Below are 21,790 nucleotides of genomic sequence, written 5' to 3'. Positions count from 1 at the left end.
CTTTCTGTCGGCCTGCCACACGACCCGCATGGGGCAGAGCATGGGGTTTCCCTCGCCAGAAGAGCGCCGGTTCTGATTCCGTATAGCCCCACCAAAAGCTCCGCCAGAATTCTTCGATCCTTGTTCTGGTGGGGCCTGCGGTACTACCTTCGCCTCAGATCTCGGCGACTTCGCACTCATTTGAGCTCTGACAACATGAAGTTATCGTCATGCTAGTTATCAGCGATGCCGAAGCAATCGTTCCCGCTTGCGTCGTTCTCCGACCGCGATACGTGTGGTCTTGGCTGGCTGGAATCCGGATTTTGCTAGAGCCTCGGCAAGCGTCGGCTTCTTATGTCGGAAGAGAGCGGCGATCCCCCTAATAAAGATGCCTATTTCATGACTTTCGGACGAGGTTGCGATGCGGACGGTCGCTATTCTGAGAAGCCGGCAATAAATGGCGCACCCGACAGGATTCGAACCTGTGACCTTTGGAATCGGAATTGGATAGTTATGGTTGTAAGCAATTGGTCTTATTAGCTTGAATCTATGAGCGTGCTATTGTTGTGCTTTTTGTATCGCTTTCAGATTTAGCCGCTAGTCTGAGTTTCGCGTGTGTTTAAGCGAGTATATTAGCAGCAGCCCGCCAGGGCGGCAGGTGAGAGGTTACGATGCTCGGACACGACTTAAACAGACGATCCCAGCTGAATCAGCAGGCTAAGATTACTGTCGCAATTTCTGAAAATTGTCAGCATTCCACAAGCCAAGTAAACAGATGGCAGCGATAAGTGCAGCCTGGGCAGCCCAGTAATTTTCAACTTGTGCTAAGCAGTTTTTGTCTGCAAGCTGGCAATAACCTTCGACCTGAGCTGCTTTCATTGTTATTTCAGCACTCAATAGCCAATTAATTCCGCTCCACAAACCCGCAAATGACCCAATCAAGCCAACTGTAAACTTGACAAAATTTAGCCACCATTCAGAGAATTTTCGTGCAGCTAGGACGCAAAACACAGCTAAAAAAATCGTTAAAGTAATCCAATACATCGCGAGACCCTCTCGGCGTAATTCCTGGCAGTCGGCTTAGGAAAGATAGGTTTAAATTTTGAAAATGTCTGACTGCAAGGAATGTGATGATCACGCGATCCGGGCAGATCAGCTGCCTATGGAGCGGCATCATCTTCTGGCGGAGGAAGCAATTCTGAAGCGACGCGGAAGAATTCAGCATTGCTTTCGAAGCGCGTTCAGGCATATCAGGTTATCGTGGTTGCTCCACCCTATCGACAGCGAAATGTCCTTGTTTCGTGCTATAACCGGTGAGGAAGAAGCCGCTACTGGCCTTATGTTAGCACTTATGCAACAGCGGTATCCTGGTGCGACGAAGCTAAATCCCAAGGATCATCGGCACAAGGCGGCAATCACGCCTTACCTAGATGCGGTGAACAATATGATGGCCTCGGTCCAGGCACCCGCGCCCCGGTTGAGTCTTTCGGCAGGGAAACGTGCACAAATATCTCTCTCCATCGACTTGTTTGCACTTGGCTTGGCCGATAAGCCAACCTTCGCCACGCCCGACCATCCGTTCAATTTCGCGATGAAGAAAAACGGCGATGAAGACGTTTACCTCTTCGAAGACGAGCTTCGGGAAATCGCTAGCTTCGCAGGGGCTGCCAGCATCAAGCAGGCGGTGGCCGAGAGAGCCAACTTGAGAAATCGTCTCCTTTATGCGTCGGACCAAGGAATTCCCAACGTTGAGTTTCCAGACAATACACTTTTGCTCTACCGCGACCGAATATATCGGATCTGTGTCATTGCAATTGGAATACTTCAAACAAAACAGCATCAGCTTTTTGCCGCTCAAAACCTCCAAGCATTCCTTTTTATGCTCGACCATGTAGTCGAAGACCCGATAGAATATAATTTAGAAATGCGCCCCTCCGGCCTGTTCAGATCTATTGTACAGCAGCAGGCGGGTGAGTAGTGTGCAGCTTTGGCATTTCGCGGCTTAGTTGAGGCTGAAGGATAGATGCTTCCTATGTCAAGGGCTGCGCGGCGCCACCATGTCAGCCCCAAGCTTAGTCTGGCAACGTATGGAGTGAAAACATCTTCGCCGGTGTATTGGCCCCATAGACAATAGTAAGGGAAGGCTTTTGGAAAAAATAGGAGCGTGGATCTCAGATTATGGCGCACAAATTAGCATTATTATTCCACTGATTACGTTATCGGGCTCGACGGTCGCCTATATAATTAAATTGTTCTTGGATTTGGCCGATCGTCGTCAGAGGCAATTTCTTGATTTGGTTGGCCTACTTGATCAGCCAGGTACGTTGGCGGGTAAATTAGCCGCGGTATATCAGTTAAGCCGATATCGCAGGAGAGCAGACAGAGAGTTTTTGATCCGCTTCTTCGATAATCGCGACACTATTATATCTGGAACATCGGCTGACGTCCTGAAGGACGAAATGAGGATTGCAGCCCAGAAACTCAAATGCAGATAAAGGTGTCATCCCGTAGCAAGCTGTATGCTCAGTCTGATATTAGCGAGAAAACATTGGCCTTCCGCAACACCTTTAACGAGGCGAAAGGCGTAAAATAAGCTCGTGCGTATCATGTCGAGCTATTCTATTCTTCGTATTTCCGCCAAGTGTCGAAAATCGTGAAGAAACCTTCTCAAGATCGATATGAAAATGCTTTTCGGCGATGATTTTTACTGCTTCTCCGCTCAACCCATTAGACGCTATTCCAGCTGGAAATGTGACGATGGCAGATGCGCCCTTTTCGGCAAGAGTATTCAGCAATAGATCGAAAGCTCGCCCTGATTTGGTCGTGATGCTGAAATCAGAGTGAGGGCGCTCACTTGGAGGAGGGTATCTACCAGCTCCCTCGGCGGCCCCAGCTGAGCCACGAGCAACAGTCTCGAGTACATGGTAGAAGCGGCTGTAGTGCACACCTGAATAGGGCGGATCTAGAAAGGCCAAATCACCCGGTTGCGCTAACTCCGCGACTTGTAATGCGTCGCCGCAAATCGCTTGTCCTTTTCTCAGAGCATATTTTGAGCAGATCTCGGCCGCCGAGCTTTTTGCCAAAGCGACCACGTCACGACGCCATGCCTCGAGTAGAAAACGGCCTGCGGTGTCGTTAGCTTTAAATGGCTGAGCAGTGTGCCCTGGCGAAGCCGATGCGCGGCTAGCGGTTTGTATTAGCGATGCCAGCGCCACGCTTTTCAGAATGTCCTCGTCTGGGAGGGTCTGCCGGAGAGCGTCAAGCCATATCGATTGCAAGGGTGACAAATAGTATCCGCCGTAACTAAGCGAGATCGGCAAAGCTTTGGCAGTTGCACATAAAGCACGAGCATTCTCCGATGCTATCTCGATTGGCAATTCGCCTAGTCGAGATTGAAGTGCCTGAGCATCTCGAAAGATGCTTTCCTCAATTAAGCGGGACGAAGCGCGCTCGATCCAACTTTCGATCCAGGTTAGGTCAATGATGGGGGACGTGCGGGATAGTATGGCTGAGGCCAGTGTGGTCGAGTAAAGCTGTAGATCCGATGCAACGACTTCAACAGGATGTCTTTGTGCCACATGCCAAGCTACCGCAGCGGACCCCGTGAATAGGTCGAGAACTCGTCTAGCGCCGTCAATGGCCCCCTCAAGCGTCTCGCCAAGGCCGTTTTTGAGCATGGCGCGCTTGGAGCCCATATATTTCATTTAATTAACGCCCACAGGACAGATCGATCGGTCTCCCATATCCTATTGAAACTCGGCATATCAAGTCGGGCAAAAGCATATGGTGTTGCGGGCGCAGGATCGACCAAATCCTCTAGTGCAATTTCGACATCCGACCACAAATCCGACAGTTCATCCGGTGGCGCTGAGTGATCATAGAAACCACGTTCGGAACCGAACTTGGGCCACCAGAATTGCAGGTCATCGATCGTATTAAGGCCAGCGGCTTCGAAATTCTGATTGTTCATCTGTGTGGCAAGTCGCAGGAGCAGGAGCGCGCGGCTTAATACTGCCTCGGGACGGGCTGGAGGCGTATGGTCACTAGCTAACACGAAGATCGGATGTATTGACCGCTTCAATGGTGCGGTTACGAACTTCCATTCGAAATGCCGGCGAAGCCGTGGATCCAGACTGTTATATTGCGTTTTATAGTGAGGCAGATACGTATCGCCTGATTTACGGATTTGATCCCGCAGCAGGTTCTTCAGCAGGTAGACTTCCAGAGAGTTTCCAACCGGCGCGATAGCTTCCCATATCGTTTTCGCTAATTCGAACCCCTTGGAAAGAGAGGTCGGCAACTCCGTCAGGTCATTCACGCCATAACTCGAGATGTTGCGAGTGGCGCGGTCTTGATGACCCTTCCCAAGGTCATATCCCCATGACCTTATCAGTTGCGTTCCAAGTTGCGCTGAGGGCAGCACTGGAAAAAATGTCTTGATGGCGCTTTCAAGCGATACACCACCAATTTTTAATGCAGCCATCATTACTTCGAACGAGCCGTTAAAGCCGGCCCATTGGGTCAAGGCATTCCAAATTTCTTCATGGGTACTCTGACCTTCCCACGCACGGACGTCCCCGGCTGCATCAACGTAAAAATGATATTTCTTTCCAATGCACACTCCTTGGCTGGCAAGAATGGAGAGTCCTGCGCGTAGTTCCGCATAATATGCTAAATGGCGGCAAGTATGAGCATGACCCGAGAACAAGGCACGCATAGCTTGCGATAGATAACTCCATCCGTCAGCGCAATGGAGCGGCCCACGAATTGATGCAAGCGCAATTTTTTCTGCCGGCGACAGTGTGCTTAACCTGGCCGGGAGCTCGCCGTCTTGACGAGGATGAGCAACGTTGAGCCATGAATTCCGTCCGCTGGCTTTGAGTGTTGCAAAATAGTTAACGACTTCCGCGCTTGATGGCGAAGTAGGCTGAGCGGCTAGTGTTGTAGCCATTTAGTTACCAGAATTTAGGTGCAACCACTCGGTCGCTAGCTGTGCGACGGGGCTAGCCGACTGCTGAAGATGGCGTGCGAGCTCGCTTCTAATTACTACATAACCACCGCTACCGCGAAATGCCCGCTTCTTGAGCTTTTCGTCATCTGGTAGATTGGGGGCGTCAGCGGACTGCCAATCGTATGAACTGGCCGCCTTGGCGAACTCGTCAATATACGAGAAAATTTTGTGGCTCTTGAGCGCGCTGACGGCAAGGTCGATGTGAAGATTTTCCGTTTCGCTGCCGATCGTTTCGTAATCGGGCTCTATTTCGAAATAGCTACGATCCTTGTGGGCCAAGATATAAAATAAGTCATTAGAGAGCGCGAGTATCCCGCGCACGCCTTGGTCTTGGTTAAGTATTGTCTTCGACCCTGTAAAAGCGTCAGTATCTTCAACTTTTACAAGGTTGCCTTGATTGTTTGGGTTAACGAGCTGTCGAACCCAACCGTGATCAGAATTTACTACCCAGTAGCGCAAGCGATCCCATAGGCAGATTAGGAATGCGGCCTGCAGCGGTCGAGCCCACGACAGTGGTCCTTTCTTCGCTACATCGGCGACAAACAACCCTTTGTTGGCTGTGGCACCCTTTCTACCATAGGAGAGGTAAGTACTTGATAGTGCTGCGACCCAGCTATTCTGAGATACTCGCGTTCCCGCTGGCATGTCTGCGCGTGGCAAGCCAAGCATATTGATACGCTTATGCCACGGGCTTCCTGGGTATTGATTTAGTAGGTCAGTTAACTCTTGGGCCCGGGCCTCACGGTAAACTTTAAGCTCAGAAAATGTTTCAAGCCAGTCTTGGGAGCGCAGCAGCGGATAGAGATCAAACGCGTGGCTTGGATTTATCTTTTTGGGCGAAACATTGATGGACCAGAAAAGATAAGCCTGCCAGCCGATATCCAATCCGCGAAAAGCCACAACGGGCAGTTCGAAGTCGTCCGGCAACTTGTTGCCGTACTCATCCTCTCCGAATGCCCACAATCTGTGTTGACCGTCAATTACTTCAAAAGGCTCCAGGCCATTCGGCTCGCTGGGACGCCAATTTGTCTCACCATCGCCAATCGGCAACGTCAGATCGACCTCGTTACCACTAGAGTTAGAGAAAGAGATCTCATCTGCTTCCAACAGCGTTTTACCTCGACGTTCCTCGCCAGCATTTATAATATTGATGACGATGGCTGTCGGAAGCCAGCCGGGTTTTCGGAGCTTTTCGTTATCTGCAGTCTGCTGCTTTTTGGGCAGGCTGCTGTGAGGATATCCCGTACGAACAAAATCGCGAATTTCGACGGAGCGTTCAGGGTTGTGCTTGCGCTGAAGGCCCTCTGCTCCATCATCGTCATGTACGCGATGATATACGCCGCTTAGGGATCTCAATTTTACTGCCGACATGGAAAATAGGTAGGCGAATGGCTCAGGCTTCGCACGGCGGCTTTCTTCAGAAAATTCAAAATGATCCCACTCAGGCAACCATTGATGAAACCTTAGCGCTTTTACTTTCGTCATCAAAATCTCCACCTCGTCAACAGCTATCTCGCTATCGCGAAGGACGTCCACTCGAATATTGCTCTGGTTGTAGTCTCGCTAGAAAATTCACAACATAATATGAAATTCTAGTCGCAATTGGAAAATTTCCTTCAAGCGATTTGCCGCCCGGTCAGAATGGCTTCAGCCAGATCGACATAATAGGGCCATTCGTTGCTCAAACACTTTTTAGGTACCTCCGGACGGTAGCTCGATCGACGTCAATTCGGCACATCTGAATTGGCACATCACAAAATTCGCAGTTTGTGATGTTGCGGGGTGTGATTCCCGCTTTAGGCCTGAGGCGTGCAGAACTATTGAAGCATGCCGCAGATCGGGTTGGAAGCTGCCCGTCCGGTTTTCTAGCCGGACGGAGGAAAGCGAGCCAAAGTCCGCCCCTTTACGCGCCGCCGCGCCGGTCATTCCAATTGCCAAGATCGACCGGAATTTAGACGATTTCTGTGGGTGGGGACGCTCAATGCGTCTGTTTGTTTAAGTTGCTATTCAACCCGTTTCGCCAGTTACATCGGCGTCATGGGCTGCAGAGCTTTCCTGAGTAGGCGATGACGTATACTCTTGATGCTGGCGTTCAGCAAAATTGCCTTCACCGACCCTCCTTTCTTGAAAGGTAGAGTTGAAGATGGAGGCGACAGTTTCAGAATTCGTGGCTTCAGTCCTATCTTCTACCCATGAGTAAACGAGGGACAACAATCCATCGACAGGCCTCTCGGTTCGCACGCAGTCAACAATGACATACCAGCGCTCCCGGCGCTGATCATATTTGTGTTTTCGGCCGATCATCTCTGCCGATGTGCACGTAGGCTCACTGAAGTCTGATGTCACAGCGTAAGTTAGGCCGCCTGTGCCAGTAAGTATGGAGAACGCCTTAATAGCTTTGCGCGTGCGCCGCACCTCGTTTCGGATCGCCAGAATGGTTTTGGACAAGTCCTCCAAGGCCGCTTGCGAGAAATCGTAGAGGTCCACCACGATCGAGGAAAGTTGCGGATCAGCATGTTTCAAAAATTGTAGCAGCTCTGAGATCGCCGGGATCGAAAGCCGTTCTAGGACACCTGCCGGTCGAGCCACGGAAATACCGAAATCGGCGGCCAACATGAAGTCATCAACAACGGTCGCAAAGTCCCGGTCCAGTGTCATGCCATCTACATCTGGAGGAAGCGCTAGCTTGGCTTGGATGTGATAGCCCAGATAATTGTACTCGCTATCGGACATCACCGTCTCAAAAACCTGCGCTCTACATTGCAGATAGAAAAGCAAGTCTATCGGCGCTGGCAGGGTACGGGCCACGCAATCGAGCACACCTATATCCCATATGACGGGCGCACTGCCTGGGCTTCGCTCGAGCAGACTGTGTGAAAGCAGCGTTGATGATGGAAATGGATCACTCAGTATCACAACCGGAAATATGCGCGGCAGATGGGGCAGATCCACATTTTTGCCGTCGGTGCTGATACAGCGCGCGCCGCGTTGAATGAGGTTCCCGCAACTCAATGCCTGTTCATAGGGGGCCTGTATTGCTCCCGTGAAATCTGCGTTCAAAGCATCCAGATCACCTGCACGAGCTTTCATCGTCACGCGCTTGGATTTTGCCTGCACGATGAGAACAAATTCGCCGTAAATGACGAGTACATCGATCTCGCCGGCACGGTCTTTTGAGCCATGATGGAGGATCACGTTTTCAAATACATGATCCGCACCGAAGACTGACCGGAGGATTTGGGCCGTTGTCTGCTCAAGGAAAGCACCGCGGTGGGCTGCCTGGGTGTTCAGATAAGCCTTGTCGAGACCCATCCAGTAGAATGGACTTTCATAAAGGCTCTCGACCAATCGAAATTGGTTAGCGACGTATAGGTGTTGGCCCATGTCGATGAGAGGAGCGATCGCGACAGCGTTCACTGCGAACGGATCGGTGAAGCATTTGTTCGCACAGTTGATGGGTGTCGCAAACTTGCCGATATAGGCATCAACCTTCGAGCCAAACCGTTTGCGCAGATCAGACTTTTCTATCAGGAGACTATTTGTCAGATCGCCATTTCCGAAAATCTGGCCTACTCCACGAAGGTGCCCGATCGCCGACATCTGAGCATTAATGCGATTCAATATGAAGGTTGTGATGTCGATAATTGGCCGGATGGATACGCCGGCGTTTCGCAGTAGCCACGTGGCATCATCCCGGTATCTAACGCGCGTAAACTTCAGCAATTGGTGCGTGTAAAAATTCTCAGCACCATAGTAGATAGCCTCCCGCGCCAGCGGACCAACGTGGTCATGCCCATCCGCGAATGTTCGTGTGACCGAATCAAAGGCGGGTATCGCATCAACCAAAATGCGGTCGTGCAATTCTCGGAGCAAAGTGTCCGTCCTCTCCACAAAATCACCATCAAACGCGACGGTCGAATAGGTGTGATGACTTGGCGATTGCACCATGAGTCCCACTAGCAGCATCAATTCATTCTTGTTTAGACGCGACGTAGACCAACGATATTCAGGATCGTTTGTAACTCTACCGTCCCTCTGGTCGTAAGTGATCACCCAATCGCGGTAAACGAGGCCGGAAATCTCGTGGAGAGCGCCTTCGCTTTGGGCGAGATCCTTCAAATCCGCGAATATTGCGGTGAATGCCCTTGGCTCTGGGCGTTGTCGATCGTTGTTCATGCTTCCCCCCGGCATCAACAGAGTGCCGCGTGCGAACTCCATGTACGCTTATAACGCTGGCCGCAATTGGCGCATAGCGACTTTGCCAGCCAAACCTTGGACCTCATAAAACACGCATTTTCTTAGGTTCCGGCCGTCTCACCCCCTGAGCTATTGGATTTGCTTGGAAATTTTCAGGTGAAATCTGCGCTCGCTCTTTTCCCCATTCGGCAACATAACGAAAAGCAACGACAACAGCTTTTTGTGAGGTTCCATGAAGCAAGCACGCGTTCTGACGGATGCAGAATTCAAGCGGCTGATGGCCGTAGTGTCGCAGAGGAAACATGCGACGCGAGACAAGCTGGCGATCCTACTTTCGCATTTCGCCGGGTTGCGTGTAGGCGAAATCGCCGCGCTGAAAGTCTCCGACATTATTGACGGCGATGGAACGCCTCGTGAGCAGCTACGCCTGAGCGCCGAGATCACGAAAGGCGGCCACGCCCGCGTTGTCTTCCTCAATGACAGGCTGCGTCGGGAGATCGTCCGATATCAGGTCGAATGCCTCGGTGAGCGAGGGGCTGATTGCCCGTTGCTGATTACACAGAAGAAGACCGCATTTTCCGCCAATACCCTCTGTCAGCTCATGGCGCAGATTTACGGAACCGCTGGTCTGGATGGGGCAACTTCACACAGTGGTCGGCGCTGGTTTATCACCCGCCTTGCACATTCCGGTGTCAGTCCCAAGGTCATCATGACGCTTGCTGGCCACAAGAACCTCACGACCACGCAACGCTACATAGATGTGCGAGACGACATGATGAAGGCCGCGGTCGATCTTCTATAGACCGTAACAGAACCTCGTTTACCTGCGGAATCAACCGGCACCCCGTACCGCGTGATCGCGACGGTGCGGTCGCAAGATAGAAACCCAACGGTCAAAGAATGCCGGATTATCTACGGCTATAGTTTTTTGTGCCACCGGATCAGCGATTTCCTCATCGCAGCACTCGGTACCCATCCATGCAATCAGGTCGAGGCGATGCATTTGGCGCAGTTCCTCTTGTTCCAACTGAGCCTTGAGAATTTCAATCCGTGTGCCGTCAATTGTCAGATCGGCCCTCAATCTCGCCCCGAGATAATCGATCACGTCTTGGGAGGCATGGCGTTCACGGGTCTTCATGGATGTCAGGTAACTGGGGGCCTTTCCCAACATCCGCTCTGAAAACTCGGCCTTGGTGTTCACCAGTCCCACGCGCTGCATGCGCTCACATACCTGTTCCAGAAATTCGATAACGCTCATTCCGTCTCCTTTTCAATATTTCCATCGTCCGCACGGCCCGATGCTGCTTTTGCATAAATATTTATTGAAAAAGCTGCTGTGAGAGCAGCGGGAGAGAAATATGAGCCAACCTTCACATGACCATAGAAATGCGCTGCGATCGGCACACATCGAACTGATCGAAAGCTTCAATCCCAATGCCTTCGTCACGCTTGCGTTGAACAAGACGAGCAGTGTCGAAGAGGTCACGCGGCTGATCGGCAAGTTTTGCGGCATGATGGACCGAAAGCTACTTGGACATAAATGGCATCGGCTGCCAGCATCCGACAGAAGTGACGGGATATTTTTCATCGAGCATACCCGCACCAATATCCATGCTCACGGTATCATCCGTTTTCCCACATCCGACTTCTTAGATCTCGCTAGAAAGACGATTTTGACATGGAACTGCCTCACCGAGGCCGGAACTGTAGATTTTCAAGTGATTACCGACTTGGAGCGCTTAGGCAGATATTGCACCAAAGAAATGCCGAACTTCTTGTATGACAGCGATCAAATGGTGTTGCTGCGCCAATTCATGCCGAACTGAGCGGCTACGGCAAAACAATCTTTCCGCGACGAACCGTGTGGCCACGCTTACGTTGCATCGTGCGGAAGGTAGGAACATCGATGCTCCTTCACAGAGGCGCAATTGTTCCTTGCCACTAAATTGGAACAGAAAATGAAATACATGAAATCAACAAAAACATAGATCTTCAGACTAACAGAAATGCACCATCACTCCGCTGCACTTCTCCCGCCCCAAACATCTCTGCGCTGCTTAACCAGTCCAAACACGCTTCACGATTCGTGAAGCCCTCTCCTTAACCCTTAAATACGCCCTCATTTAATCCCCTGAAACCAAACAATACTCAGAAACTGAACCCGGGTTCATCATCCGCATTAGGATCCGTTCAAGCGAAACATTCATGCGGAAAACCTAACGATAACAGCGTTCACCCTATCTTGGTGAAAATGCGAGTAACTATCTTATTTTGTTGATTTTGCTTCGCCATGAGAGCAAATGCGTAGGTGTTCTGATCAAGAGCGCCATGACGGTTCGTTTCGAACAGTTGATTTTTTGGTCGGCCCCTCTGGGGCTGGGGCATCGTGCCCGCAACCATGAACCCAACTTTTGAAAGGAATTCAACATGACGAAACTTGCAAATGAACGCTCTTTGACAACTGAAGAACTGGTCCGGGACGGCGTCTCCGGTGCCCTTAAAATTTTCCAGAACGAGGGAACTCGTCTGGAGGATCGGATCAGGGTGGCGGATACGCAGAAGGGCTACTTGCTGGCGCTTTCCGCTGCTCTTGTTAAGCAGATTGAGGTGTCAGATGAGTTTAAGAAGCAGTTTTACGACGTCATGGCGGAAAAGAACATTACAGTTCCCAAATCCGGTAAAACCGGTGCGCCTGCCAATGAGTATCTCTATTATCTCCGAACGCTGTTCGGGGAAGAAAAAGATAAAAAGTGGGTTCCTAATCGAACCTACGAGAATTGGGCACGTCCGCTGCGGTACCTCGTATCGCTGGATGTGACTGAGGTTTCGGAATTCCGCGACAAGATCGATACTGCGGAAGCTGTCAAAGGCAGCAAAACTCTCCGTCGTATCGAAGCCCTTAGGACACTCGACATGGTGGACACCACGCATAAGGGGCGAACAGGGAAAATCAGCGGCAGCGCTGAGATACCGTTGTCACTACTGCGGGTGAAGCCAGTCGCAACCCTCAAGGTTGCGCCTGACACCATCCACCTGAACGAAGACCACATCGGTTTGGCCATCGTTCATTACAGGGATGGCGGTTTGCATCTCTTGTTCGGCTCAAACGACGAGGATGAGATCAAACGTATCGCCGTCGCATCCTACTCGGCCCAGAAAGAACGGCTCCATGCCGCAGCGAAGGAAAGCTCTCCTGAGAGCGGCCCAGCAACTGCGGGTAGTGCCGATGATGAAATGAGAGCCGCATGATGAGAGGGGATCTTCGGATCCCCTTTTTTCGTGCGTTCCAACAAGGGAGCGAAAAATGGCAACAAATGATTTCTTCATCGAACAATTGGAGCACCGTATCGGATATCTGGAAGAGCATCCAGACCATCTCTATTCGGCTGGCGCCATGCAGGTTCTGCTTGGTGACCAATATGAAGCCTATGCCAGCGGGGCCGATGTGTCGCTGCAAAGCACGGCGGCCAATCTGAGCGATTCCGCGGAGGATTGGTCGAGGCGGGCCAATAAACTGCTCGTCGAGGTGAACCGTGCCCTTAATCTCGGGCACGTCACCATCGAACCCGCGACATCAGCGCAACAACAACGTGCTGAAGCGTTTCGGGACAGGGCCGAACAACTGATGGACCAGTACGACAACAATATTCGTGGTACTGCGGATGAGGGTGGATTTTCGGAACCTGCTTTTGAATATTTGGGTCCCGAAGATCGCTACTATGAGGCCCAGCGATTGCTGGAATATTGGGTTATTCCCCTCAGGCAGCAAAACACCCCCGGTATCGATAAACGCGACTATCTGCGTCATCTTCAGTCAGAGAGCCTCAGGGCCGAACTTGATGCCCTGACACAGGCGCCCGCAACAACTCAATCGCAACAGGCTTCGCCTAGATCACACCCAAATCTCGTCCTTGCTAGGAGATTTGGCGCACGAAGACTGTTGGATTGAGCGGGCCTTTGACAAAGACAAACCGGCTTCACGATTCGTGAAGCCGGTTTTTGCGTCTCAGTTTTCTGCCGTCATAAAAGTCGTAGGCACCCCAGATCACTCCCTAGCAGCGGGCTGCCTTTCGTTGAAAGGTCGCCGTGTGTCAATCCTCAGCCAGTATCGTCTTTTCGTAAGCGGTGTTTTCCTTGCACATTGACCAAGCGCGGCGGGCTGTTCTGAGGACTACCGCTGTGATTTTGACGGCAGGAATGCGCCCAGGGCAATCAACACCGTAACTTTGCGCCGCTTGCGGTCTGACTAGGTTGTCGTAAGCAAGTTTTATTTTATCGAGTCGATTATAGAACCTTCTGAGAAATTCATCCGAGAAGTCTGTGACCCACAACGAGGACGTCAGCCCCACAGTTGGGCAAGCCATAGTCAGACTGGGAACGCTCTTCGCGTTTTTCTCGGCTATCGTCTACGCCTTCTGCTGCATGTTCACGCAAACGGCGGCGTTTGAAAGATTGACGGCGTATGCTGCGACATATCCCTACGAGCGAAGCTGTGACCCAAGTGGAAATTTCATTTCATCTGGGCCGAAAAATTGTGTCGATCTTAGTAGATATGTTTTCTTCAATGGCCCTGTGATGAAGGCGTACCGAAGGGCCTGTAATGGAAAGCCCGAAGCGGTCCTCACCTTCGAGGTCGGCAAAATCACTCGAACTGAATTTGCCTCGGTGAAAAAACATCTTGAGTGGCGCGCTAAATTTGGCAGCAACACGCCTTGCTGATTAGATCATAGAGATAGTGGCCGTGAGAACCTCCAATGTGGTCTCCATGGAGAAACTCCCGTTGCTCGTCCATGGATAGGCGATCACAGATCAGGGCGGCGAAGACAACGTGGGAGCGGAACACCGGTTTCCTCTTTTCTATGCGTTGCGACTGGCAAGTCAGCCAATTAGGCTGCCGTGATACGGCCCTCTCGTTTTGGCTGGCGCCGACAGGCTTCAAGTTCGGTGATCACATCAGTGCATTGACGCATGCCCCGTTACTTCGAAGGCTGCATCGCTAAACCCGGACTCTCAGATGCAAATACGTTGTTTTGCGCAGAACGGTCGAAGGTCAAAAAATGTACGGTGGCATGGTTATTGCGACGTGCGACAAGACAACCACAGCGGAGGGAGTTCTGTTTTGAAACAGAGCATAATTCATGCTTTCAAGCCTGTCAGACTGCAGCATAATGGAAGAAAATGCGACATTTGTTCTGTGCAAGACGCTGCACAGGAACTGCTTATCGAGTGGCCTATCGATGACGGAGAGTATTTTTACGAGGCGGTTAAAGCCTGCCTCGATTGCCTTGAGGAGGAAATTCCGACCGAGGTTGCAAGGTCTGCATTTGTTCAGGCTGCTTTAGAAGCTGGTATCCAGGTTGAACAATAGCGGGACCGATCAAAGCCCGGCTGCAGGAGGCCGCATGAACAAGCCCAAAGAACCTGGACATGTCGAAGACCGGCGGTTGACCTGGAAGGAAGCTCTACTTCCTGTACTCTTTATCCCGGCCGCTGTCCTCGTCTTACCGCCTCTGATCTTTCTAACGACGCTTGTGATTCCTCAGTCGTGGCTTATCGATCTGTGTGGAAGCGCTTGCACACCACACGGACTGGAATTCATCCGAAGATTCTATTCTGATTGAATGACTGAGAAAAACCGTCAATTCCGTATTGAACTGTCAGCAGGCTGATCGTTTGTCGCCTCGTCCAGTGGGCGTTCTGCCGGTCTATTCAGAGCTTTGATGATCACTTTGACCTGCTTGCGTGAAAGTCCCATGATTACGCAGCTTTCTCTGCACGTCTCATCAATAGCCGTGTCCGTGACGGACCACGATTTGTCCCCATCCTGTTGCATCGCATAGCGCGGCGGGTAGTGTTCCATAGTTAGCGCTCCAATTTCCGACCAACAAATTCAGATCTGGCGGGTTCCTATGTCCCGCAGTCAAAAGCAGGAAGAGAAGGAACCTGGTAATACGGCTCAGATTTCCTTCGCCATATATCTTGCTAGCCTCATGGAGACTTCTTGAATATGGCTGGACAAATGTGAGCATTACTCAACTTGGTTAACGAGGAGTTAACTACCCCTCCAGGCGGCGGGTATCGGCGTTGCCAGATCTAGCACTCGTCACAGCTTGACCAATCGTTATCGTGCGCTTCGCGAAGGGTTTAGAAGTGACGAGGCGATTTCGAAATTATCTGCTTGTTCTGCTCATATCGGTCGCGGTGTGGGCGGCCATTATCTGCGCTTTGCTCTGGCTGTGGTGAAGAGAGCTTGGGCTGACCGTCTCTCTTCGATCTATCAGCGATCTCAGTGTGCCAGATTTCCCTCATTCGCAGCCACCGAATGTTTCGGGGACAACCGAGTTGAGCTTTGCTTCTTCGCTATGGTCCCAGGTCGTAGTCGTCATAGATCGAGCGCGAAAGCGGATCAAAGGCGATATTCGATTGCCTTGCGAGAAGCTCCATCAGCCGCAATGCTTGTGCCTGCGGCTGCGGCAAATGCAGGCGCGGTGAACTCGCTTCGATTGGCAAATTGCTTAAATCGATTTTGCTGACCACTTGTCCGGCGATGCTGGCGGCTTTCAAGAAATGGCTTAACGTGCTGGACGTCGAAAAATGCGGATCTCGGACAAGCTCAATGCCCAGCATGGGACGCAACGCGATGATGTCTGAAATCCATAAAGGCTGGAATCTCGGTTCGCCGGATAGATTGTGGAGGGCATCGACGGCGTGGCCACACAGCCTACTGCGAGTTAGAAGGATTTCTATGTCGCCATTGGGATCGCAAAGCCGTGCAACCGGCGGGAAGTTTGCTTTTGGCCGCGAATGCCAGAGTAAGCGGTGCAGCAATGTATTCGGGAACATTTCTTTGTATCGCCCCGGCCGGTCCATCTCCAGCACACGGAAATCCTTTCCCTCCGCAACGTCGAAGAGGATTTTCGCACGCCATGATGCCGGGGAGAGATAGTTCCGTGTGGAAACGATGCCGTCCGTTTCATAGCGAAGGAAAAGAGGATTTTGCTTTTTGATCAACCGTAATGGCTCGTTGCCGACGAAAAGCTCGTTCAAGCATAATAGGGTGAGGTCACGGCGCAGCGCAGATGAAATAAAATGCGGCTGCGTTTGATTGATAAGGTTGGGTTCGTCATTCGCGCTGTCGTTCATATGTTGCCCTGTTGATTACAGGGCAAACAAACAGCCTTTTCAGAAAAAGAGCGAGTGAAGACAAACCCTTAGCTGCAGCCTAACCTAGCGGCGGCATTCGTACGCTTATCACCCCTGCGGTGCCCGTATCGGGTCATACAGCGCGATCGCGGCTATCCGATGCGCTATGCAGCATGAGAGCCCAAAGGCGTGCATACGGGGCTGATTGATGCGTCGTTGCTGTAACGCGAGACGGGCATATAATCCATCGGATTATATGCCCGTTGCCGCCCTGTCCCGATGGGCGGCATCAAAAGGCCTGACAGCTACTGGTTTAGTTTCCGCTCCACTGCAGTCAGGATTTTGTCGAAGGACGATGGCTTGGAAATCCAGATAAAATCGGGAGGGAGGCTTGCGGTTACCTGTGCTTCGATCGGCACGCCCTTATAAACAATCATGATTGAGCCTGTTGCCGACAATCTGTCGAAAAGGGTTCGGCTCGTGGGATTATTGCTTCGGAATTGATGATCGCAGCTGTTGGTGGAGCCACTTAACGGCAAATGCCACGTTCGGGGCGCAAAGTGGAGTGAAGCCGCTGTCGCGAAATCCATCGTCCAACTCAAGGGCGATCAAGGGTTCATTTTCGACAAACAGAATTGTTCCACGCGACATGTGCTACAGATATTAGTCATCGCTTTACAACACAACTCGAATTGACCGGCGAACATCCCGCCAGAAAGGGCGCGCTTCCCAATCAATCGTCCGAAACTCAATGGGCAGGCACTGCAGCGAGCGTTCAGTTTCTGTTCATGCCTAATCGACTGTGATCAGTGCCTGAACATGAGGCACCCATGACAACTTTGAACTTCTCCGAGCCTGTTGTTTTCCTGCGGGAGGATACAGCCAAATCGGTCGCAACCGTGCTTGAGGCCGCAACGTGTTTGATGACTGGTTGGCCGGCAATAACGGGAAACAGCTTTGCCGACTCTCTCACCATATCGTTAGCGGCACTCGAAGGTCGGGACGTTGGGGTGGACGTAGTTCGTGAGGCTTTTATCCTTGCCGTGGTCGAAGCTGGCTATTCGATATACACATAAAGGGGTGCCGATTTTCCAAATCCTCTTAGCCCCCGCCCCAAGGTTCCCTATGCCCTTGAGCAAATGGCTATTGCGCGTACCTAGCCGGTTCGAGAAAATGTGACTTTCTCGTCAACGGATCCGTCCGTTATGACTGTGGAACATCATCGAAACGAGGAGGAAAGCATGTGTGGAGACACCGCTCGAAAAATCGCCTCTGATAATATGATCTCCAACAACCAAATCGAAATCGGCTGCGCCTATATGACGGAGAAGATAACCTCCGCAAAGGTTGCCGGAGAGCCTGTTCCATTTTTGGCCTATCGAAACCTGCGCATCTTCACGGCGGCTTTGAGGATACGACTCCATCTCGCATCCGCCTCGAAGCCTTGACCTGATCGCGAGTACCCGAGAAAGCGCCGCCAAAAATAATTGACAATCCTCATGTTTTTCATGAGGTTCGTATCTGATTGAGAATCGCATTCTAGCGAAAAGACTAGAAGGAGACGGAGATGCGCGCTCAAATTAATCCGCCGTCGGAGCACGGACGGGACCTAGGGCTTATCGCAGAGTGCCGCTTCGCTCTTGAGCCATCTGTGCTCAGATTACTTGACGCGGCTGAAGATGCTGGATGGGACCGCTCGACCGTGGTCACTGCTCTTGCAACATTTTTGGCTGAGATCCCTGGCGGCAAGTCCTCCGCCCGCTATCCTGTTTCCTGATCGGCTTTGCTGCCGAAATCTTCGCTGCCAAGATTCTTGTAGGCCCAGAAGCGCTAACTGGCCCGGCTAGCGACAAAGCCTTTTTTCAATCCTTCCAATGTGGATAGCGTAATGGTGTATGAGTGGAATGCTGCGAAGGCACGGAGAGCATATTTCATAAAATCTGCACTCTTCGGTCTCGTGATCATTACAGTAACGGCAATCATCATCGGCGCGGCCCTTGTCATGGGAATAATTTAGGATGGCTGCGTGAATACGGGCCTTATTGATGCGTTCCGGCCGGAACGCAGGAAGGGCATATAATCCATCGGATTATATGCCCGTTGCAAAACATTCGCGAATTTAAAGTGGGTTTTAACCCGTCTTGCGCAACTGCTTACTGCGTTCGACTGCAGCTTTCGCCAACTGCGCATCCAGTTCCCCCGCCCGAACGGCCTCGGCAAGAGTATCGATAATGCCGGGAAGACCGGCAATCTCACCGACCTCGATAGCATTCTTGTCCTTGGCGAACTCGATTGCCTTACCGGCATACCGGATCGCGAAGAAAATCTTGCCGCTGCCATCCGCGAACCAACCTTGACGAACGCGCTTCGGCTTCTCCACCTCGACACGCTGTCCCTCCGCATTCTTCTGACGAACAATATGTGTTGCCGTGAACGGCTGACCGGCGATCTTGGCTTCAGCCATGCGCTTCTGTTCGAGCAAGCCAGCCACAGCCTTCTCCCTTGCTCGCGCGATAGGATCACCCGACATCGTAGATGCCGAAACTGCTGCAAGTTTCAGATTCTTGAGATGAGACATGCCAACATCCTTTCGTGAGTGTCTTCCATGCCTCTGAAAATAAAGCCTTTTCTAAGAAAGAGCGACTAAAGAGTTTGTTGCCTCTTGCTGATTAGCAATCCATATCGGCGAACGAGATCAAGCAGCGTTTCCGTCATGTCCGATCCGGTCTAGAACATGCGGCAGTCAGGACATTTTGCTGCAACTGATCCACGGCGGCAATCGACAGATACTGCTTCTCTCGTCCGATCGATGTGATTATCGAGCAAAGATCGCGGAAGAGCTGATTGCGTAGAAAATTCGCGCCGCGTTGACATTAGCGGCGGGGGCGCAGGACCAACATGCGATCCTATCGGGCGGTATAATCAAAATCCTTATAGTTTATTTCAATCGTATTAGATGTCGTGCCGCCAGCTTCGGTCGAGATCAGCCAAGAGCCTTCAGACGCGATGCGCTCAAGTTCACGTAATGCATCAACGCGCTCGGCTTCCTCTAAGCGTTGCTGTAGCCAGACGCGTACAGCGTCACTCACGGCTTCGCTGATCGTGGAAAACTCCCCGGACTTAACGCGTTCTTCGATGGCCTGCATTTGCTCGCGTGTCAGGCTAATACTGACGTTTTCGGCATTCTGCATAACAGATTCCTTTAAAATCGATTTGTAAGCGGCAACCTGAGGCCGTTTATCAGCGGACGAGATCAAGCAGCGATCCCATCATGTCTGATCCGGTCTGAAACACCTTTGAATTTGCGGTATAGCTCCGCTGTGCCTCAATGATCTCGGTCAACTCTGAGGCCAGATCGACGTTAGACGTTTCAAGCGCGCCGGATACGATTGAACCGAAACCGGATTGCCCTCCATACCCAAGCGTCACAACTCCTGACGAAGCCGTAGTCCTATAGGCATTTCCTGAGAGGACGGCCAAATTATCGGGGCTTTCGACCGATGCGAGCGCTATGCGATACAGAGCCTCAAGATCTCCGTTGCCGTATTGCGCATAGATCGTTCCATCTTCGGTAATCGAATATCCTATGGTGGCACTTGCGGCACTGCCGTTGACGCTCGCGCTACCAATTACAAAATCAGTCGCCAATTGCGTCGTGCTAGATAAATTTATTGTAAATTCATCACCGTTTGGAATTTCAAAAGTTATATTGGAGTCTCCACCAAGTTTTCCTGTCTGCGTATCAAAATACAGTAATGTTATGTCCATTTACGCCAACGGAATTTCGCTCAGTTATTGTGTGCGTAACGTTTCGCGCAAGGAATCGTTTCTAGCGTCATCAGCAGAAATAAGACTCTGAGAGGCATGAAATGAGTTTGTTCGGCACTATGAAGACCGCTGTTTCCGGCATGAACGCGCAATCAAATCGGCTCTCGGCCGTGGGCGACAACATCGCGAATTCCACCACAACAGCATACAAGGGCGCGTTGGTGTCTTTCTCGTCACTTGTCCTGCCATCCACCTCAGGAAGCTATAATTCAGGTGGGGTTTCGAGCAGCACCAATTATTCGATCAGTGAGCAGGGCGCTCTGACATACACTACTTCGAAGAGTGACCTGGCAATCCAAGGCGAAGGTTTCTTCGTCGTTCAAGATCCAAGTGGCGCGATAGTCCTCACACGCGCCGGCGACTTCACGCCCGATGAAGAAGGTTATCTGGTCAACTCCGCCGGATACACATTGCTTGGTGCGCCTTATGATGGAAGCGCGTCTCCCACCGTCGTCGTGAACAGCTATGACGGCTTGGAGCCCGTGAGAGTCGGCTCGGGAGGGCTATCTGCGTCTGCATCGACGAGAGGAACACTCGTCGCAAATCTTCCGTACGGCGCCGATCCTGTCGGAGGCGTTCGTGTCAATGTTCCGCCATCCGAGAACAGCCCATACAGCGGCTACACCTACAAGATGTCCTATGCTGACGAAACGGGAAACACAGACGTCTATTACACCAAGCTCAGCGAAAACACGTGGGAGGTCACCGTCTATGTGGATTACAGCGGCGCATCCACCGGCTTTCCCTATGACATGTCCAGTGGCGATGTCGTAACGGCGACAACCACCCTGACTTTCGATCCAGATACCGGTAAGATTGTTGACGGTGACACCAAGCTCTATCCCGACGCGAGCGATCCTTATTATCTGGACTTTTCCGGCCTCAAACAGCAGGCCGGTGCATCAAGCTCGATGCTCACTGTGGATTTCACCGCGAACATGCCGTCGGATGCCCCACAGATTGATATAGCAGGCGGCGATCAACCTGCGTCGGCGAATGTCCTCGATGCCGCATACACTATGCAGCAATCTGTCTCCGGTCTTCCGGGGCTTCCCTATGGAACGGCTTTTGACGTCTACTATACCAAGACGGATGATCTAACATGGGAAGTAGCTGTCTATGATGCCGCCGATGCCACTGCAGGTGGTTTTCCGTACGGCGCTGCGGGAAGCGCTCCCCTTGCTTCTCTTGTCCTCACCTACGATCCTTCGTCTGGCGCGTTAACAAGCGGCGGATCGACGGACATCGTTCTCGGCGGTGGTGAAACCCTGACACTCGATTTTACAGGTTCGGTATCTATTCCTGATCTTACCGCTGGATGGGAGGATGGTGTCAATGTCTCGTTCAACCTTCCGGCGAGTGCTCCCGCAGTCCGACCGTCGCTGATCAATGCAACACCGGCAGATAACGTGGCATCCAGCACATTCACCAACAAAACCTCGCTGGCAGCCTATGACTCCTACGGCGGATTGGTGCTGCTGGACGTGTATTACACAAAGGGCGAAGACGGCGTTTGGGAAGTGTCCGTCTTCAACAATGCGGATGCCACGAACGGCGGCTTTCCCTATGCTAGCGCCCCGCTAGCCACAACCTTACACTAATGTAGCCCATTACGCCGGCCTCCTGCGCGCT

General features: G+C 51.7%; 19 protein-coding genes. 8 read left to right on the top strand and 11 right to left on the bottom strand.

All coding sequences use genetic code 11. From position 1 onward, the window contains the following. Window positions 1-702: 702 nt before the first annotated feature. The 6 genes from ACI3K0_RS03410 to ACI3K0_RS03385 form a co-directional block, all read right to left on the bottom strand. Window positions 703-1,023 carry a hypothetical protein gene (locus ACI3K0_RS03410; protein WP_404944912.1) on the bottom strand — a complete coding sequence of 107 codons (321 nt, stop codon included), beginning with the start codon at window positions 1,021-1,023 and terminating at the stop codon, window positions 703-705. A 573-nt stretch (window positions 1,024-1,596) separates the two neighbouring features. Continuing rightward, window positions 1,597-1,680 carry a hypothetical protein gene (locus ACI3K0_RS03405; RefSeq protein WP_404945110.1) on the bottom strand — a complete coding sequence of 28 codons (84 nt, stop codon included), beginning with the start codon at window positions 1,678-1,680 and terminating at the stop codon, window positions 1,597-1,599. An 866-nt stretch (window positions 1,681-2,546) separates the two neighbouring features. Next, a complete protein-coding gene (locus ACI3K0_RS03400; protein ID WP_404944911.1) occupies window positions 2,547-3,683 on the bottom strand; it encodes a DNA adenine methylase in 1,137 nt (378 codons plus the stop codon). Beyond that, complete coding sequence (locus tag ACI3K0_RS03395; RefSeq protein WP_404944910.1) at window positions 3,680-4,930, bottom strand: hypothetical protein; 1,251 nt, start codon at window positions 4,928-4,930, stop codon at window positions 3,680-3,682. Before ACI3K0_RS03395 ends, ACI3K0_RS03400 begins: the two co-directional genes overlap by 4 nt. Continuing rightward, the gene (locus ACI3K0_RS03390) at window positions 4,931-6,475 is read right to left on the bottom strand and encodes a DGQHR domain-containing protein (RefSeq protein WP_404944909.1); all 1,545 of its coding nucleotides are present in this window, start codon (window positions 6,473-6,475) and stop codon (window positions 4,931-4,933) included. A gap of 522 nt (window positions 6,476-6,997) precedes the next feature. Next, window positions 6,998-9,166: a nuclease-related domain-containing protein gene (locus ACI3K0_RS03385; protein WP_404944908.1), complete on the bottom strand. Its 2,169-nt coding sequence runs from the start codon at window positions 9,164-9,166 to the stop codon at window positions 6,998-7,000. 253 nt (window positions 9,167-9,419) lie between these two features. Between ACI3K0_RS03385 and ACI3K0_RS03380 the strand changes: the two genes are divergently transcribed. Beyond that, window positions 9,420-9,989: a tyrosine-type recombinase/integrase gene (locus ACI3K0_RS03380; RefSeq protein WP_404944907.1), complete on the top strand. Its 570-nt coding sequence runs from the start codon at window positions 9,420-9,422 to the stop codon at window positions 9,987-9,989. A gap of 30 nt (window positions 9,990-10,019) precedes the next feature. On the opposite strand, the gene ACI3K0_RS03375 is transcribed toward ACI3K0_RS03380, so the two are convergent. Beyond that, window positions 10,020-10,445: a DUF6626 family protein gene (locus ACI3K0_RS03375; protein ID WP_404944906.1), complete on the bottom strand. Its 426-nt coding sequence runs from the start codon at window positions 10,443-10,445 to the stop codon at window positions 10,020-10,022. 100 nt (window positions 10,446-10,545) lie between these two features. Between ACI3K0_RS03375 and ACI3K0_RS03370 the strand changes: the two genes are divergently transcribed. From ACI3K0_RS03370 to ACI3K0_RS03355, 4 genes are all read left to right on the top strand, one after another. Continuing rightward, a complete protein-coding gene (locus ACI3K0_RS03370; RefSeq protein ID WP_404944905.1) occupies window positions 10,546-11,013 on the top strand; it encodes a hypothetical protein in 468 nt (155 codons plus the stop codon). Window positions 11,014-11,614: 601 nt separating this feature from the next. Next, window positions 11,615-12,436, top strand: a complete 822-nt coding sequence (locus tag ACI3K0_RS03365; RefSeq protein ID WP_404944904.1) for a hypothetical protein — start codon at window positions 11,615-11,617, stop codon at window positions 12,434-12,436. A gap of 55 nt (window positions 12,437-12,491) precedes the next feature. Continuing rightward, complete coding sequence (locus tag ACI3K0_RS03360; RefSeq protein WP_404944903.1) at window positions 12,492-13,136, top strand: hypothetical protein; 645 nt, start codon at window positions 12,492-12,494, stop codon at window positions 13,134-13,136. Between the two features lie 1,170 nt (window positions 13,137-14,306). Then, window positions 14,307-14,555, top strand: a complete 249-nt coding sequence (locus ACI3K0_RS03355) for a DUF982 domain-containing protein (protein WP_404944902.1) — start codon at window positions 14,307-14,309, stop codon at window positions 14,553-14,555. Window positions 14,556-15,547: 992 nt separating this feature from the next. On the opposite strand, the gene ACI3K0_RS03350 is transcribed toward ACI3K0_RS03355, so the two are convergent. After that, a complete protein-coding gene (locus ACI3K0_RS03350) occupies window positions 15,548-16,330 on the bottom strand; it encodes a DUF2958 domain-containing protein (RefSeq protein WP_404944901.1) in 783 nt (260 codons plus the stop codon). Between the two features lie 830 nt (window positions 16,331-17,160). On the opposite strand from ACI3K0_RS03350, the gene ACI3K0_RS03345 reads away from it, so the two are divergent. Beyond that, a complete protein-coding gene (locus tag ACI3K0_RS03345; RefSeq protein WP_404944900.1) occupies window positions 17,161-17,406 on the top strand; it encodes a DUF982 domain-containing protein in 246 nt (81 codons plus the stop codon). A 129-nt stretch (window positions 17,407-17,535) separates the two neighbouring features. Next, a complete protein-coding gene (locus ACI3K0_RS03340; RefSeq protein WP_404944899.1) occupies window positions 17,536-17,778 on the top strand; it encodes a hypothetical protein in 243 nt (80 codons plus the stop codon). A 683-nt stretch (window positions 17,779-18,461) separates the two neighbouring features. On the opposite strand, the gene ACI3K0_RS03335 is transcribed toward ACI3K0_RS03340, so the two are convergent. The 3 genes from ACI3K0_RS03335 to ACI3K0_RS03325 all read right to left on the bottom strand — a co-directional run bounded on the left by ACI3K0_RS03335 (window position 18,462) and on the right by ACI3K0_RS03325 (window position 20,098). After that, window positions 18,462-18,908, bottom strand: a complete 447-nt coding sequence (locus ACI3K0_RS03335) for a hypothetical protein (RefSeq protein WP_404944898.1) — start codon at window positions 18,906-18,908, stop codon at window positions 18,462-18,464. Window positions 18,909-19,236: 328 nt separating this feature from the next. Next, the gene (locus ACI3K0_RS03330; protein WP_404944897.1) at window positions 19,237-19,521 is read right to left on the bottom strand and encodes a type II toxin-antitoxin system ParD family antitoxin; all 285 of its coding nucleotides are present in this window, start codon (window positions 19,519-19,521) and stop codon (window positions 19,237-19,239) included. Between the two features lie 49 nt (window positions 19,522-19,570). Beyond that, a complete protein-coding gene (locus ACI3K0_RS03325; RefSeq protein WP_404944896.1) occupies window positions 19,571-20,098 on the bottom strand; it encodes a flagellar hook-basal body complex protein in 528 nt (175 codons plus the stop codon). Window positions 20,099-20,199: 101 nt separating this feature from the next. Between ACI3K0_RS03325 and ACI3K0_RS03320 the strand changes: the two genes are divergently transcribed. Beyond that, entirely contained in the window at window positions 20,200-21,759 is a 1,560-nt protein-coding gene (locus ACI3K0_RS03320) for a flagellar hook-basal body complex protein (RefSeq protein ID WP_404944895.1), read from the top strand. The last annotated feature ends 31 nt before the right edge of the window (window positions 21,760-21,790 follow it).

The organism is Rhizobium sp. ZW T2_16 (assembly GCF_044987325.1).
GTDB classification, from domain to species: domain Bacteria; phylum Pseudomonadota; class Alphaproteobacteria; order Rhizobiales; family Rhizobiaceae; genus Neorhizobium; species Neorhizobium cellulosilyticum.
Note: the sequence above shows the minus strand (reverse complement) of the source record. Positions and strands in the feature narration are given on the sequence as shown.

Excerpts from the sequence above, each read along its gene's own strand:
- ACI3K0_RS03325 (WP_404944896.1), bottom strand. The coding sequence starts at position 20,098 with ATGGACATAACATTACTGTATTTTGATACGCAGACAGGAAAACTTGGT.
- ACI3K0_RS03350 (WP_404944901.1), bottom strand. The coding sequence starts at position 16,330 with ATGAACGACAGCGCGAATGACGAACCCAACCTTATCAATCAAACGCAG.
- ACI3K0_RS03400 (WP_404944911.1), bottom strand. The coding sequence starts at position 3,683 with ATGAAATATATGGGCTCCAAGCGCGCCATGCTCAAAAACGGCCTTGGC.
- ACI3K0_RS03360 (WP_404944903.1), top strand. The coding sequence starts at position 12,492 with ATGGCAACAAATGATTTCTTCATCGAACAATTGGAGCACCGTATCGGA.
- ACI3K0_RS03340 (WP_404944899.1), top strand. The coding sequence starts at position 17,536 with ATGACTGTGGAACATCATCGAAACGAGGAGGAAAGCATGTGTGGAGAC.
- ACI3K0_RS03370 (WP_404944905.1), top strand. The coding sequence starts at position 10,546 with ATGAGCCAACCTTCACATGACCATAGAAATGCGCTGCGATCGGCACAC.
- ACI3K0_RS03390 (WP_404944909.1), bottom strand. The coding sequence starts at position 6,475 with ATGACGAAAGTAAAAGCGCTAAGGTTTCATCAATGGTTGCCTGAGTGG.
- ACI3K0_RS03345 (WP_404944900.1), top strand. The coding sequence starts at position 17,161 with ATGACAACTTTGAACTTCTCCGAGCCTGTTGTTTTCCTGCGGGAGGAT.
- ACI3K0_RS03335 (WP_404944898.1), bottom strand. The coding sequence starts at position 18,908 with ATGTCTCATCTCAAGAATCTGAAACTTGCAGCAGTTTCGGCATCTACG.
- ACI3K0_RS03365 (WP_404944904.1), top strand. The coding sequence starts at position 11,615 with ATGACGAAACTTGCAAATGAACGCTCTTTGACAACTGAAGAACTGGTC.
- ACI3K0_RS03320 (WP_404944895.1), top strand. The coding sequence starts at position 20,200 with ATGAGTTTGTTCGGCACTATGAAGACCGCTGTTTCCGGCATGAACGCG.
- ACI3K0_RS03395 (WP_404944910.1), bottom strand. The coding sequence starts at position 4,930 with ATGGCTACAACACTAGCCGCTCAGCCTACTTCGCCATCAAGCGCGGAA.
- ACI3K0_RS03380 (WP_404944907.1), top strand. The coding sequence starts at position 9,420 with ATGAAGCAAGCACGCGTTCTGACGGATGCAGAATTCAAGCGGCTGATG.
- ACI3K0_RS03330 (WP_404944897.1), bottom strand. The coding sequence starts at position 19,521 with ATGCAGAATGCCGAAAACGTCAGTATTAGCCTGACACGCGAGCAAATG.
- ACI3K0_RS03375 (WP_404944906.1), bottom strand. The coding sequence starts at position 10,445 with ATGAGCGTTATCGAATTTCTGGAACAGGTATGTGAGCGCATGCAGCGC.
- ACI3K0_RS03385 (WP_404944908.1), bottom strand. The coding sequence starts at position 9,166 with ATGAACAACGATCGACAACGCCCAGAGCCAAGGGCATTCACCGCAATA.
- ACI3K0_RS03410 (WP_404944912.1), bottom strand. The coding sequence starts at position 1,023 with ATGTATTGGATTACTTTAACGATTTTTTTAGCTGTGTTTTGCGTCCTA.